The following is a 14,589-nucleotide window of genomic DNA, read 5'->3' on the forward strand; positions in this document are numbered from 1 at the left end:
AGATTTAAACACAGTTTTTTTTCGCTAGAAAAAAGTGTTATTGATTACTATGAAATTTTATAGTCAAGTTGTCTTTTCAACGATAGTTTGTTTATTAAAAAAAGCAGCTAGTTATTTATTGTTTTTTTACAGGTTTTTTACCTTTAGATTTCATTTTTTGTATATAATAGAACAGGTAAATTCAAATAGGAGTGGAAGAAGGTATGAGAAAGAAGCGTCCTGTTCTTCTCTTTTGGTTAATTGGTTTTTTCCTTTTGCTTATTCTATCTGTAACGATTTCTGGACGAATCACAACAGAAATAGTTCATACAAAAACGGAAAAAATCGTTGCAAGCAAAGAATCAGTAGATAAATTTAGAAAAGAATTCTCAACTTATTGGTGGGAGGACTATAAATTTGAAGCCGACTATGATCAAGGCGAATTAGTGATTTATTTACCAAAAGGAAAAGAAGACAACCAGTTTACAAATATCGACGATGTTTTAAGTGCGATTTCCTTGAGACAATATCAATTTAAAGATAAACGACTGACCGTTTTACTGTTATCAAATTCGGGAGAGAAGCTAGCCCGATTAAAAAATGGAAAAGTAACAAAAGGGTACTCTGACAAAGTAGATAAAAAAGTCGTGGCCAGTCGCTTAGCGGAATGGAAAAAGACAAATACGCCAACGAAAACAAGTGATTCCAGTCATCCGAAAACAACAACTGGCTCAACGACTGTACCACCGGCAACAAATTCGTCTGAAAGTTCATCCACAAGTAGTCATCTTTCTGGGACGAGCCAGTGATCAAAAAATAGTGAAAAGAAAAGTTGTGACAACTGTCACAGCTTTTTTTTGGAAAAGAGGGAGAAAATGATTTCTTATCGTGCAACGAAAAAACTAACACAACAGCAATTATTAGGGTTATATGAAGACGCTGGCTGGACAGCCTATACGAAAGATATCGAGCAACTACAGCAAGCCGTTCAACATTCCTTATCCGTTATCACTGCGTGGAAAGAGGACGAACTAGTTGGGTTGATTCGTGTTGTGGGCGATGGGCTAACGATTATTTATATTCAAGATATCTTAGTCAAAAAAGTAGTTCAAAATCAAGGAATCGGGTTTGAACTGATGCAGCAAATTTTGTTGAAATATCAAGCAGTTCGTCAAAAAGTATTACTGACGGAAGAGGCGCCAGCTATACGTCATTTTTATGAAAAATGTGGCTTTATTTCGGCAGATAAAGGTGATACAGTCGCTTTTGTTAAACTATCTTAAAATATAAAAATTTATTAAAAAAAATAGTCTTTTAGCTTATTCTCATTTTTTAAGTTCAAAATGTACGACAAAAGCGAATAGAGAGAAGTGATAATCGTGACTCCAATCAAAACGTGGTGTCAAAATCGTTTGTTTATTGTTATTTTGGCAGGTGTATTTTTTTGGTTAAAAACTCTTTTAGCCTACTATATTGATTTTTCCTTAGGTGTCGAGGGAATCATCCAAACATTTATTTTATGGATTAATCCAGTTGCAACGACGCTGTTATTATTTGGACTATCTTTGTATGTAAAAAAAACAAAGCCAGCGCTATTTCTACTATTGTTTTTAGATATTTTGAATACAGCTCTTTTATATTGCAATATTATTTTTTATCGAGAATTTACTGATTTTATTACAGTTAAATCAGTTTTAGGTTTTTCGAAAGTGTCACAAGGACTGTCAGGAAGTTCGTTTTCTTTAATGAAACCTCACGATATTTTATATTGGTTGGATATTCTGGTCTTTCTTGGTTTGCTCATTTGGGTAATTGTCAAAAATGTACCCATTAAAAGTCAACCAGTTAAGAAACCAATGGCGATTGCAATAAGTTGTTTGGCTGTGTTTATTTTTTCTGGAAACTTAGCGTTGAGTGAAGCGAACCGTCCTCAACTGTTACAAAGAACTTTCGATCGTTCTTATATTGTGAAATATCTAGGGATTGATGCATATACGATTTACGATGGCATCAAAACGGGAATGACAAGCAGTGTTCGCGCGCATGCAAGTAGCAACGGAATCACTGAGGTCTTAGATTATACGAAAGAGCATTACGCAGAACCAGATAAAAGTATGTTTGGAATAGCAAAAGGGAAAAATGTTATTGTGCTCCATTTGGAAAGCTTTCAACAATTTTTGATCAATATGAAGGTTTATGGTCAAGAAGTGACACCTTTTCTTAATAGTATTTTTGATAATCAAGCAACAATTAGTTTTGATAATTTCTTTCATGAAGTAGGCCAAGGAAAAACGAGTGATGCTGAAAATATGCTAGAAACGGGCACATTTGGGTTACCACAAGGGTCGTTATTTACTGAACTAGGTTCTGATAATGTTTTTCAAGCTGCACCAGCTATTTTAAAGCAAAGCCAAGGCTACACAAGTGCCGTGTTCCACGGAAATGTTGCTAGTTTTTGGAATCGAGATCATGTGTACAAAAACTTGGGTTATGATAATTTCTTTGACCGTTCTTACTTTGAAGAAGCGGACGAAACTTTAGGCTATGGTATTTTAGACAAAAATTTATTCAGTGAATCAGTCGGCTATCTTGAACATTTGCAACAGCCGTTTTATACAAAATTCTTATCTGTAACCAATCACACGCCTTATTATACTGATGATAAGAATTTTGATTTTCCAGGTTTAAATACTGGTAACAGTACAGTTGATAATTATGTGCGAACAGCCCATTATCTTGACCAATCATTGGAACAATTTTTCACTTATTTGAAAGCCTCAGGTATTTATCAAAATTCAATGTTTGTTATTTATGGTGATCATTTTGGGATTTCAAATTCAGATAACAAAGATTTAGCTACAGTATTAGGCAAAGATGAGAAGACTTGGAGCGAATTCGATGATGCACAGATGCAACGAGTGCCATTGATGCTTCACATTCCTGGATACACAAACGGGAAAGTCAGTCACGCGTATGGTGGCGAGATTGATGTTTTGCCAACGCTACTTCATTTGGTCGGTGTAGATGATAAAAATTATGTTCATTTTGGAACAGATTTATTGTCTGCTAAACATGACCAAGTAGTTGCTTTTAGAAATGGTAATTTTGTTACTCCAAATTACACTGTTTTGGGGAATAAAACGTATGATAATAAATCAGGGCAAATTCTAGATACTGAAGCTCTGGGTATTCAAAAAGAAATCACGAAAGATCAAGACAAAGTGAAGAAAGCTTTAAGCTTGTCAGATAAATTGAATCAAGAAAACTTATTACGTTTTTATGTGCCAGATGGATTTACAACAGTTGATCCACAAAAAATTGATTATCAAAAAGAAGCAGAAAAAAATGAAACAATTGAACAGCAAAAAGGAAAAGCTTCAACCAGCGTTTATTCAAAAAATGGAAATAAAACGACTAAGAACCTATATCCAAAAATTACAGATTCTACTGGGAATTGAATCAGCTACTTTAAACTTCTGAAAAACAAACTTTTGTTTTTCAGAAGTTTTTTTTATGTTTTGATATTTTTTTCCTTTTTTACGTATGTAAATAGTGAACCTAGTGATTTTTTCATTATACGTACCAGAAAAATTGCTAAACCTGTTGGTCATTCATTTAACCGACAGAATAATAATTTGAGGAGGAACAAAGCGATGCATGACGGTAGATTGATTAGGAGCCTTCGAATCAGTAAAAAATTAACTCAAGCTGAGTTAGCGGAGGGGATTTGTTCAAAGACATCATTAGTAAGTCTGGAAAAAGGAACAGTGAGAAAAATCGCATTTACGACATTACAAGCAATCTTGGCTCGCCTAAACGTTTCTTTGGCAGAGTATGAAGTGTTGCGACATAGATTGGAAGAACCAACAAAAAGCAAAAGAACCAGACGCCTGCTTAGTAAGGTACAAGAAGAAAATTTTGATCCGTACAAGGAAGTAGGGAACAATCGAAAACGGTTCAAGCAAACAGGAGATTTATATTACTTAGTTTTGAATATCCACATGTTTTTAAAAACAGATAGTCAACTCCAAAAAGAACTACAGTTTGAATTTTTACGCTATGAATGTAAAAAAATTGAGGATTACTTTATGCGAATACAAGAATACAGCCAATTTGAGATGACGATTCTAGCTGAATTACCCTTTTTATTTAGCGAGTCTTTCATCGAAAGTAATTATGTGAAAATCAAGAAGAGAATGCGGAATTTTTCTCTGACAAATAATCCTGATCAGTATATGGATTTGTTTTTGTTAAACTTGACTACGCATTACATTGCGAAAAAACGATTTAAAAAAGCGCGAAATGTCAATGATGATTTAGCAAGAAGCCTTGCAGCCAAAGCTAAGAACTTAATTATTTACGAAACATTAATGATGAATTATCAAAAACAACTGATTCTTGTTGGATTGGGTGAGTTGATTGATGAGGATGAATGCAATCAACTGTTTTCTGTTTTGGAGTATAGCTTGGGGAGAGAGCAACGTAGGCAGTTGGAAGAGCAATTTCGTGTGCTTTTGCCATAAAAAAGGTTGTGGCTCCAAGCGGTCAGCTTCAAGCAATAAGGATGCTTTTCTAAAAATAGTTTCTCATATTTTTATGAAAAGAGGACTTATTGCCGAAGGAGTTGCTAGGGAACACCGTGAATAGAGGTTGTGGCTTCAAGCGATCAGCTCAAAAAAAATAATGAGCAACTGACAAAAATAGCTTTTCATGTTTTTGGACAGTTATGAATTATTTTGAGGACATCTAGAAGAAGGTTGTGATGCAAAATACTTAGCCCAGAGAAGATAGTGAACAGGCACTCAAAATTGTACTTTATATTTTACAATAGGTTCAAGTTATCAGAAGAACGAATGATCGACTAACTGTAGGAGGGCGCAATTATTTAAGAAAATGTTACTTACATAGATTATTTTGAGAAGTCATTTTAATGGATTTTTATTGGAGAAAAAGCATTGTTGAATGACGCCAATCAGCAGTTAGTTGTGGAAAAATAAAAAAAGCTAGAAGTAGAATATCCTAGCTTTTGATAGCGTGTTTTAAGATGGTAAACTGCTGCTTTCTAGCACAGCTTCCTGTTCATATTGATAATGTGCTGGTGGGAAGAATCGAGCAATCTCATTTTTTGAAGCATCACGAGAATCAGAAGCATGGATAATGTTTGCTGTTCCAGGAACTGCAAAATCTCCGCGAATCGTTCCGGGCAGTGCATCCACAGCCTTGGTTGCGCCAACCATTTTCCGGACGATATCAATGACATCATCGCCCTCTAGTACAAGATAAACAACAGGTCCAGAGATCATGTAGTCGATTAACTCTTGAAAAAAGCTACGACCAGCTAAGTGTTGATAGTGTTCTTTGGCAAGTTCTGGAGTCATTGTTGCTAGTTTCATGTCAACGATTGTTAGCCCTTTTTCTTCAAATCGTTGAATAATGCGGCCAATTAGATGTCGACGGACACCATCTGGTTTGATAATCACAAGCGTGTGTTCCATAAAGATCACTCCTTTTGTCCATTACTATAATTTTATTATAGTAATGGAAAGCTTTTATGACAAATGAAATTCGAAAAAACATTTTTTTGTTAAATAAATTAAAAAATGAATACGCTTTATTTAGGAAAAAAGGAAAAATTTGAGAAATAGATTTGACATTTCTGTAAATCGTTGTTACAGTAACCACTGGAAAACTAAATAAGATTTGTTAGGTGAGGCTCCTATACAAACACAGGCTACTGCCCAAAAATGTCGAGAGACGCCAATGGGTAGAACAGGAATTGTCGATCTAAGGCTTTTCATAAGGTAGCTAAAGGCAGAGGTATTTGCTTTTTACGTTGTATAGTGTCAAAACTCAACGATGAGATCGAAATAGCTTCTTTTTGCTGTGCTTATTTCAACCTTTCGCTGAGTTTTTGGTGGAAGGTTTTTTTGTTGCCAACCTAACAGTTTAAATTTTAGTAATCCGGCAAAGTAAGGGAGCTGATTTTTGTTGGGACATTGATGCGACAAGTACGAGTGAATTTTTGTAAGGAAAAAGAACAGATTTATGAAAGCATAAAGGAGATGAGAACAAATGGATGACAGTTTACCGAAACCGAGGGGATTAGAGAAAAGTAAAAGTTTGCTGAAACTATTATCTATCTGTTTTCAGCCCACTTATGTAAAAATGCTTCTCTCTTGACCCGAAAAATACGAAAAACAAAATTGTAAAAGTTTGTTTTTCTGATACAAGGGAGAGAATACAATGGAAAAAAAGAAAGATACGCAAAAATTATATGCAAATTTTGCACAAAAAAGCGAACGCGCATTATTTGACTTGTTCCATAGCAGTGAAAAAGGAATGAGCACAGAACAAATCGAACAATCAAAAGAAGTCTATGGAGATAACACGATTTCATATGGAAAGAAAACACCTTTTTTAATTGAAGTGTTGAAGGCTTATATTACACCATTTACCTTAGTATTGATTGCTTTAGGGATTATTTCGTTTATTACAGAGTATTTACTACCAGCTCCAGGTGAGAAGGATCTATTCGGTGTAATTATTATTTTTAGTATGGTAATTGTGAGTGGCACAATGACTTTGATTCAATCAGTTCGTTCAAACCAAGCAGCTGAAAAATTAAAATCATTAGTAAAAGTGACCGCTGCAGTAAAACGTCAAGGCAAATACGAAGAGATTCCAATGGAAGAAATCGTCTGTGGTGACTTGGTTCGATTATCTGCAGGCGATATGATTCCGGCAGATATGCGATTGCTTTCTGCAAAAGATTTATTTATTTCTCAAGCAGCTTTGACAGGTGAAAGCTATCCTGTTGAAAAGAATGCCGTAGTTGCGATAGATGGGAATAAGAATGAAACAAGCTATGAAAACCTAGCGTTTATGGGAAGTAATGTAATTAGCGGAAGTGCCACAGGAATTATCGTAGCTGTGGGAAATCAAACTTTGTTTGGTCATGTAGCACAAACGTTATCTGAAAAACCAATTAAATCCAACTTTGAATTAGGTATCCATAAAACATCTATGTTATTGATCAAGTTCATGGCTTTGATGGCACCCACAGTGATTGTCATTAATGGATTAACTAAAGGAGATTGGCTAGAAGCTTTCTTATTTGGATTGTCTGTTGCAGTCGGTCTAACGCCAGAAATGTTACCAATGATTGTTACGACGAACTTGGTTAAAGGCGCTAGTGTGATGGCAAAAAAAGGGACAGTTATCAAAAATTTGAGTGCGATTCAAAACTTTGGCGCAATTGATGTTTTATGTACTGATAAAACAGGAACGTTAACTCAAGATAAAATTATCTTAGAATACCACATGAATTGTGAAGGCGCTGAAGACGATCGGGTATTACGCCATGCGTATTTAAACAGTTATTATCAAACAGGTTTGAAAAATTTACTTGATGTCGCGATTATTGACGAAGCTGAAGAAACCCTTGATACAACCAACACGCGTTACAGAAAAATAGATGAGATTCCATTTGATTTTGAACGTCGTCGCATGAGTGTCGTCGTAGAAGATGTGACAGGCAAGACACAAATGATTACCAAAGGCGCGATTGAAGAAATGTTGAGCATTTCTAAGTTTATTGACTTAGAAGGAGAAGTTACACCTTTAACGAAGGAAAGAAAACAGGAAGTTTTAGAAAAGGTAACAGCGCTTAATGAAGATGGATTACGTGTAATTGGTGTAGCCCAAAAAACAAATCCTAGTGTAGTTGGAGAATTCTCAGTCAAAGATGAATCAGACATGGTGTTGATTGGTTACTTAGCGTTCCTTGATCCACCAAAAGAAACAACGAAACAAGCATTGCAAGCATTGAAAGATCACGGAGTGGCTGTTAAAGTGTTGACTGGAGATAACGAATTAGTAACACGTTCTGTTTGTCGTCAAGTTGGCTTAGAAATCGATGAGCTAATCACCGGAGAAAAAATTGCTTCTATGGATGATCACCAACTTTCACAGGTTGTTGATGAAAATGATGTTTTTGTAAAACTAAATCCACAACAAAAAGCACGCCTAACAACAGCACTTAGAAATAATGGACACACAGTTGGGTTCTTGGGAGATGGAATCAATGATGCTCCTGCGATGAAAGTGGCCGATATCGGTATTTCGGTTGATACAGCTGTCGATATTGCAAAAGAATCAGCAGATGTCATCTTATTAGAAAAAGATTTGATGATTTTAGAGCGTGGACTATTAGCGGGTCGGGAAACATTCGGAAATATCATGAAATATATCAAAGCGACAGCTAGTTCAAACTTTGGAAACATGTTTTCCGTTTTGATAGCCAGCACCTTTTTGCCATTCTTGCCAATGTTGCCTTTACAAATTTTATTCTTGAATTTGATTTATGATGTGTCTTGCATTTCCTTACCATGGGATAAAATGGATCCAGAATATTTAGTAAAACCTAAAAAATGGGAAGCTTCAAGTATTGGCAAGTTTATGGTGTATTTTGGTCCAACAAGTTCTGTCTTTGATATTACAACGTATTTATTGATGTACTTTGTTATTTGTCCAGCGGTTATTGGAGGAGATTTCCACACATTGAATGGCACACAACAAGTAGCATTTATTGCGTTGTTCCATGCAGGTTGGTTTGTGGAATCACTTTGGTCACAAACGTTAGTATTACATGCGTTACGCACACCAAAATTACCATTTATCCAAAGCAACGCAACCTTTGCTATGACAGCAATTACTACGTTAGGCATTGCTGTTGGTTCTGTTTTACCATTCACAAGTTTTGGTGCAGAGCTAGGTTTGATGCCATTACCAGGTAGTTATTGGATTTGGTTAATCGTAACAGTTTTAGCTTATTTAACACTGGTTACGGTAGTTAAAAAATATTATATCCACAAATTTGGTGAACTGTTGTAATTTAAAGGTTAAGTAAAGCACAAGCATGCGGAGTAATTTTCTCAAGAAAAGTCTTCTGCATTTGCTTGTGTTTTTTAGTTTCAATCAAGTTACAAAACATTACTGGAATGTGTCGTTTTTAAATTTCCCTTAAGGCGGATATGTTTTTTTGTTAAAATAAAAGATAGGTGATACATACATCCAATAAAAAATATGAGGAATAAAGGAGAAAAAATGAAAAAAACGAATTTTTTACTTAGTGTGATGGTACTAGGCGGAATCGTTTCAACTGCTGCTCCTGTGAGTTTTGCAGATGAAGTTGGCACAGGCAATGAAGCAATTGCGCAATCAACAGTTAGCACATATGAGAATCAAATAGCTGGAACTGAAACACAAGAGAGTGCACTTGAGACACAAAATAGCTCGACTATTAGTACAACAGAGGCAACTGCTGTAGAATCAAGCGAAATAACAGAAGCAACTGGTTCAGCAGTGGAAGAAACAGCTCCTGAATCAGAGGAACAATCTACGGAAGCAACAGAAGCAACAGAAGCAACAAAGGCTACAGAAACAGTGGAGAATCAGTTGGATGACGGAGAGGTACTTGTTCACACAACGCAAACAGACCTTTCACAATTTGAAGTTTCTATTGCTTCACGCTTTGCACGTTCATCATCAAATACACAACAGCAATTCATTGACAGCGTGGCTCCCTCTGCAAGAACGCTAGCAAGCCAAAATGATTTGTATGCTTCCGTCATGATTGCTCAAGCGATTGTGGAAAGTGGTTGGGGAAAGAGTCAATTAGCTTCTGCACCAAATTATAATTTATTTGGAATTAAAGGTAGCTATAATGGCCAATCGGTAACTTTTCCAACAGCAGAGTTTGTTAATGGTCAATGGATTACAGTAAATGCTGCGTTTAGAAAATATCCATCCTATAAACAATCTCTAGAAGATAATGTGCACATTTTAAAAACAACTTCATTCCAATCTGGCGTTTATTATTATTCGGGCGCATGGAAAAGTAACACAAAATCTTACAAAGATGCGACAGCCTGGTTAACGGGACGTTATGCGACAGCACCAAACTATGCAACAACCTTAAACAGTGTAATCGAAACCTATAATTTAACGCAGTATGACAGTCAACCTCAAGTACCTACATCACCAATGTATCGTTTATACAACCCAAATACTGGTGAACATTTGTATTCTCTAAATGAGGGTGAAAAAAATTCTTTACCAAAAATTGGTTGGAAATATGAAGGTGTGGCTTGGTTAGCACCAAACAGCGGAACAAAAGTGTATCGGATGTATAATCCAAACAGTGGCGACCATCATTATACGGCAGCCCAGTCAGAAATCAATTTCTTGAAAAAACTAGGCTGGCGTTATGAAGGACTAAGTTTTTACTCTGGCGGTTCAAAAGCGATCTTGCGTCTGTTCAATCCAAATGAACAAACAGGAACGCATCATTACACAATGAGTACAAAAGAAAGAGATTACTTAGTGAAATTAGGTTGGCGCTACGAAGGAATCGGTTTTTACGGCAACTAAGCGTTAGGTGTTTGAGCAGAAACTTCAAGAAGAACAAAGTTGCTTTGCAAACATCAAACAAGTAAAAAATGTCAGAAAATAACTACTTAGAGACAGAGTGCATAGGCGCTCTGTCTCTTTTTTGATTTGGAATGAAAAAAATAAAATAATTTTCGTGAAACTTCCATGCAGTCGATGATTTTATGACTGAATCATGCTAAACTAAGGATATTGTTTTTTGAAAGGAACCGTGGGGAAATGAAAGGCGCAATATTTGATTTAGATGGACTATTAGTTGATAGTGAAAGAGCTTATCGTGATGGTTGGGTCTGGGGCTTTGCACAATTTGGGATCGAGATTCCACAAGAAATCGTTAATACTTGGGGTGGAAAGAATTGGAAACAAAGTTTTGATATTTTAGTCCAATTAGCTGGCAGCCCAGAAAAAGTACAAGAAGTACGAGCAAAACGGGAAAAATTTTTTTATGAAAAACTAACGACCGGAGAAATCCAGCTTAAACCATATGCGAAAGAAGTACTGAGTTATTTAAAAGAACAGAATTTTAAACTTGGCTTAGCAACGACAACTGTTACTGAAAGAGCAACAGCCATTTTAAATCAGTTTGAATTAATGGACTATTTTGATACGTTTACTTTTGGGGATGAAGTATCTGAAAATAAGCCTTCACCAGTTCCTTATTTAACAGCATTAGAACGAACTGGATTAGTAGCAAACGAGGCTTTTGCAGTCGAAGATTCATTAGTGGGTGCAACTTCAGCTTCTCGCGCAGGCATGGGCGTATTTCTGATACCTGACTCAAGTTTTGAACGAAATTATTCGGAAAAAGACAAAGAAAACTTGCAAATTATCGAACAAGGAAAAGATTTGAAAATTGTTATTGATTTTGTGAATAAAAAAACAGCAAAAAATTCTTAGAAAAAAAGAATAAATTTTATGCTTGACTTTCATTTGTTCATCCTGTAAATTAATCGTCAACAACCAAATAATTTTTCGATGAAAAGGAAAGTAAACTTGGAGACTGCGTAGAGAGACTCTGGCTGGTGAAAAGAGTTCAGTATAAGAAAAGTTGAAAATGGCCTTGGAGAAAAATTTGTCGATAAGTAGGCAAATTCGGATTCGTTCGACCGTTAAAACGAACACCAATCTCTCATTACAGATGAGACGTTGGGCTGAGGGAAGGAAACTTCCGAATAAAGGTGGTAACACGATACGTCGTCCTTTTACTAGCATTTGCTAGTAAAAGGACTTTTTTTTATATATTTTTCGCGATGAAATGGTAAGTACATTGGTAAAGTCTTTAACAGAGAGCTTCGAAATGCTGAGAAGAAGTAAGATTAAACTTTTGGAAAATGGCCATTGAGCGATTCACCCCGAGCAATTTGTAAGGCGGTGACGGCTGCGTCCGATAGCACGCTAGAGTATGTTTGTACTTGAAGAGGAATTGTGCGTGAGTACAGTTCGAACATGAGGTGGTAACACGCAAAAAGGCGTCCTCAAGTAAATGACACTAGTCGTTTGCTTGAGGATGCTTTTTTTTAGTATCGATAAGGGAGGAGAAAGAATGATTGATTTACGAAATATATCTGTCACCTTTCAACAAAAGGGGCAGGAGATTCGCGCAGTAGATTCTGTGAATCTAACGATTGATGAGGGAGATGTTTTTGGAATTGTTGGTTATTCTGGAGCCGGGAAAAGTACATTGGTTCGAGTAATCAATTTACTTCAACCACCAAGTGATGGTGAAGTTTGGATCAACGATGTGGAACTAACCAAGCTCTCACCAAAAAAGTTACGTGAAAAAAGAAGAAAGATCGGAATGATTTTTCAACATTTTAATTTGATGAACAGTCGGTCAATTTTTGATAACGTTGATTTTTCATTGAAATACACAGGGAAATCTAAACAGGAACGTCAACAAAAAGTGACTGAATTATTGGATTTGGTAGGTCTTTCAGATAAAGCTAATGCGTATCCAAATCAATTATCCGGCGGGCAAAAACAACGCGTGGCAATTGCCCGAGCTTTAGCCAATGATCCTGAAATTTTATTATGTGATGAGGCAACTAGCGCTTTGGATCCAAAAACGACGCTTCAAATTTTAGCTTTATTGAAACAACTAAATCAAAAATTAGGCTTGACCATCGTGCTGATTACTCATGAAATGCAAGTAGTCAAAGAAGTTTGCAACAAAGTAGCGGTGATGGAGGAGGGAAAAATTATTGAACAAGGAAGTAGTATTCAGATATTTAGTCGTCCGAAACAAGCATTAACAAAAGATTTTATCCGAACAGCAACACATATCGATCAGGCGCTAGAAACAATTACTGCTTATCCGGATTTTGCTGAGCAAACCAATGATAAATGGCTAGTGGAACTGTCTTACGTTGGAGAGCAAACCAATGAGCCACTAATCGCCCAACTTTACAGTAAATATCAAGTAACGACCAACATTCTTTACGGAAACATTGAATTGCTTCAAGATGTCCCGCTGGGGAGTTTGATTGTGACTTTGGCGGGTGAATTAAATCAACGACAAAAAGCTTTAGACTTTTTATTTGAACAAGGTGTGACAGTTCAAGTATTGAAGAAGAGTGAACGTAATGAACAAATAAAAGTGATTGAAGGGGGAAGATAACATGACCAAATTCCTAGAAACATATTTACCAAATGCTTCTGCGATTCCTGATGAATTTATTGAAGCAACGAAGCAGACGCTATATATGTCATTTTGGACGGCATTAATTTCTGGAATTATTGGAATTGCGCTTGGTGTGATTCTAGTTGTGACTCGCCCAAATGGATTATTAGCACATCGGTTATTCTATGAAATTTTAGATAAAGCAATCAATATTATTCGTTCGATACCGTTTATTATTTTATTGTCGCTTTTAGCACTTACTACTCGCTTTTTTGTTGGGACGACAATCGGTGCCAAAGCAGCATTAGTTCCACTGATTGTGGGCGTCGTACCATTTTTTGCTAGGCAAATTGAAAATGCATTGTTAGAAGTTGATCCTGGAGTAATCGAAGCAGCAGAATCAATGGGAACGAGCCCATTTGGAATTATCGTACGAGTTTATTTATTAGAAGGATTACCAGGAATTGTCAGAGTATCTGCTTTGACGATTATCAATGTAATTGGTTTGACCACGATGGCAGGCGCGGTCGGTGCCGGAGGATTAGGAAATTTAGCTATTTCTCGAGGGTACAATCGATTCCAAACAGATGTCACGATTGTTGCGACCTTATTGATTTTACTTTTGGTATTTTTAAGTCAATTTATTAGTAATCAAATTATAAAAAAAATTAGTCATTAATTGGGGGAAAAAGAGATGAAAAAAATTATTCGTTTAGTAGCAGTTGCACTTATTGCCGTGGTTTGGTTAGCAGGATGTAGTAAAGGATCAGCTGAAACCACTGATAAATCAAAAGAAACAACCGTTAAACTAGGTGTGATTGGTGAAGATACAGATGTTTGGGATGATGTGAAAGATCGCTTGAAAAAAGAAAATATCAATTTGGAATATGTTAAATTTACCGACTACAACCAACCAAATGCGGCATTAGCAGATGGCTCAGTCGATTTGAATGCTTTTCAACATCAGTTCTTTTTAGATAACTACAATGAAGAACATGGAACAGATTTAGTTTCCATTGGAAATACAGTTAATGCGCCATTAGGTATTTACTCAAATTCACTCAAAAAAATAACAGAGCTGAAAGATGGTGCAAAGGTTGCCATTCCTAATGATGTGACTAATGGTGGCCGTGCCTTATTGTTATTACAAACGGCTGGCTTAATCAAAGTAGATGACTCAAAAGGACCAGCACCAACTGTTTCGGATATTACTGAAAATAAGAAAAATCTAGTGATTTCTGAATTGGATGCTTCACAAACAGCACGTGCATTATCTGATGTAGATATTTCCGTCATTAATAGTGGTGTCGCAGTCGATGCAGGATTTAATCCAACGAGCGATGCAATTTTCTTAGAACCTGTCGATGAAAATGCTCGTCCTTATGTCAACATCATTGTTGCAAGAAAAGAAGATGAAAAAAATAAAACATATCAAAAAATTGTCGACGCATATCAAACAGAAGATACAGCTAAAGTAATCGAAAAAACATCAAAAGGTTCAAGCGTTCCTGCATGGGAAACATTTGGACGTAAATAAATCA

At 36.1% G+C, this 14,589-nt stretch carries 11 protein-coding genes, 1 riboswitch and 2 other annotated features; of the genes, 10 read left to right on the forward strand and 1 reads right to left on the reverse strand.

The genetic code is table 11. The features are described from left to right. Positions 1 to 203 precede the first annotated feature (203 nt). The 4 genes from IGJ93_RS02150 to IGJ93_RS02165 all read left to right on the forward strand — a co-directional run bounded on the left by IGJ93_RS02150 (position 204) and on the right by IGJ93_RS02165 (position 4,502). Positions 204 to 788: a hypothetical protein gene (locus IGJ93_RS02150; RefSeq protein ID WP_071868786.1), complete on the forward strand. Its 585-nt coding sequence runs from the start codon at positions 204 to 206 to the stop codon at positions 786 to 788. Between the two features lie 66 nt (positions 789 to 854). Then, positions 855 to 1,262 carry a GNAT family N-acetyltransferase gene (locus IGJ93_RS02155; RefSeq protein WP_071868787.1) on the forward strand — a complete coding sequence of 136 codons (408 nt, stop codon included), beginning with the start codon at positions 855 to 857 and terminating at the stop codon, positions 1,260 to 1,262. Between the two features lie 87 nt (positions 1,263 to 1,349). Next, positions 1,350 to 3,437 (forward strand): LTA synthase family protein, encoded by a 2,088-nt coding sequence (locus tag IGJ93_RS02160; RefSeq protein WP_379903864.1) that lies wholly within the window; start codon positions 1,350 to 1,352, stop codon positions 3,435 to 3,437. A gap of 195 nt (positions 3,438 to 3,632) precedes the next feature. Further along, positions 3,633 to 4,502: a helix-turn-helix domain-containing protein gene (locus tag IGJ93_RS02165; protein ID WP_218658085.1), complete on the forward strand. Its 870-nt coding sequence runs from the start codon at positions 3,633 to 3,635 to the stop codon at positions 4,500 to 4,502. Positions 4,503 to 5,018: 516 nt separating this feature from the next. On the opposite strand, the gene ndk is transcribed toward IGJ93_RS02165, so the two are convergent. Continuing rightward, positions 5,019 to 5,474 (reverse strand): nucleoside-diphosphate kinase, encoded by a 456-nt coding sequence (gene ndk, locus IGJ93_RS02170; RefSeq protein WP_071868789.1) that lies wholly within the window; start codon positions 5,472 to 5,474, stop codon positions 5,019 to 5,021. Positions 5,475 to 5,671: 197 nt separating this feature from the next. After that, positions 5,672 to 5,848, forward strand: a riboswitch (M-box (ykoK) riboswitch). 374 nt (positions 5,849 to 6,222) lie between these two features. On the opposite strand from ndk, the gene mgtA reads away from it, so the two are divergent. The 6 genes from mgtA (at position 6,223) to IGJ93_RS02200 (ending at position 14,585) form a co-directional block, all read left to right on the forward strand. Continuing rightward, a complete protein-coding gene (gene mgtA / locus IGJ93_RS02175) occupies positions 6,223 to 8,871 on the forward strand; it encodes a magnesium-translocating P-type ATPase (protein WP_067485248.1) in 2,649 nt (882 codons plus the stop codon). A 213-nt stretch (positions 8,872 to 9,084) separates the two neighbouring features. Further along, on the forward strand, positions 9,085 to 10,410 hold the full coding sequence (locus tag IGJ93_RS02180; protein WP_284590592.1) for a glycoside hydrolase family 73 protein: 1,326 nt from the start codon (positions 9,085 to 9,087) through the stop codon (positions 10,408 to 10,410). Positions 10,411 to 10,647: 237 nt separating this feature from the next. Next, the gene (locus IGJ93_RS02185; RefSeq protein WP_071868790.1) at positions 10,648 to 11,325 is read left to right on the forward strand and encodes an HAD family hydrolase; all 678 of its coding nucleotides are present in this window, start codon (positions 10,648 to 10,650) and stop codon (positions 11,323 to 11,325) included. 69 nt (positions 11,326 to 11,394) lie between these two features. Then, positions 11,395 to 11,633, forward strand: a binding site (T-box leader). Between the two features lie 36 nt (positions 11,634 to 11,669). Beyond that, positions 11,670 to 11,908 (forward strand) — a binding site (T-box leader). Between the two features lie 63 nt (positions 11,909 to 11,971). Next, positions 11,972 to 13,045, forward strand: coding sequence for a methionine ABC transporter ATP-binding protein (locus tag IGJ93_RS02190; RefSeq protein ID WP_067485239.1), 1,074 nt, complete (start codon positions 11,972 to 11,974; stop codon positions 13,043 to 13,045). Position 13,046: 1 nt separating this feature from the next. Beyond that, the gene (locus IGJ93_RS02195; protein ID WP_067485236.1) at positions 13,047 to 13,727 is read left to right on the forward strand and encodes a methionine ABC transporter permease; all 681 of its coding nucleotides are present in this window, start codon (positions 13,047 to 13,049) and stop codon (positions 13,725 to 13,727) included. A gap of 15 nt (positions 13,728 to 13,742) precedes the next feature. Beyond that, positions 13,743 to 14,585, forward strand: a complete 843-nt coding sequence (locus IGJ93_RS02200; protein ID WP_075491877.1) for a MetQ/NlpA family ABC transporter substrate-binding protein — start codon at positions 13,743 to 13,745, stop codon at positions 14,583 to 14,585. The last annotated feature ends 4 nt before the right edge of the window (positions 14,586 to 14,589 follow it).

The sequence above is a fragment of the Enterococcus sp. DIV0174 genome, assembly GCF_050529065.1.
Taxonomy (GTDB): Bacteria; Bacillota; Bacilli; order Lactobacillales; family Enterococcaceae; genus Enterococcus_B; species Enterococcus_B thailandicus.

Excerpts from the sequence above, each read along its gene's own strand:
- IGJ93_RS02165 (WP_218658085.1), top strand. The coding sequence starts at position 3,633 with ATGCATGACGGTAGATTGATTAGGAGCCTTCGAATCAGTAAAAAATTA.
- IGJ93_RS02180 (WP_284590592.1), top strand. The coding sequence starts at position 9,085 with ATGAAAAAAACGAATTTTTTACTTAGTGTGATGGTACTAGGCGGAATC.
- IGJ93_RS02195 (WP_067485236.1), top strand. The coding sequence starts at position 13,047 with ATGACCAAATTCCTAGAAACATATTTACCAAATGCTTCTGCGATTCCT.
- mgtA (WP_067485248.1), top strand. The coding sequence starts at position 6,223 with ATGGAAAAAAAGAAAGATACGCAAAAATTATATGCAAATTTTGCACAA.
- IGJ93_RS02200 (WP_075491877.1), top strand. The coding sequence starts at position 13,743 with ATGAAAAAAATTATTCGTTTAGTAGCAGTTGCACTTATTGCCGTGGTT.
- ndk (WP_071868789.1), bottom strand. The coding sequence starts at position 5,474 with ATGGAACACACGCTTGTGATTATCAAACCAGATGGTGTCCGTCGACAT.
- IGJ93_RS02190 (WP_067485239.1), top strand. The coding sequence starts at position 11,972 with ATGATTGATTTACGAAATATATCTGTCACCTTTCAACAAAAGGGGCAG.
- IGJ93_RS02155 (WP_071868787.1), top strand. The coding sequence starts at position 855 with ATGATTTCTTATCGTGCAACGAAAAAACTAACACAACAGCAATTATTA.
- IGJ93_RS02185 (WP_071868790.1), top strand. The coding sequence starts at position 10,648 with ATGAAAGGCGCAATATTTGATTTAGATGGACTATTAGTTGATAGTGAA.
- IGJ93_RS02150 (WP_071868786.1), top strand. The coding sequence starts at position 204 with ATGAGAAAGAAGCGTCCTGTTCTTCTCTTTTGGTTAATTGGTTTTTTC.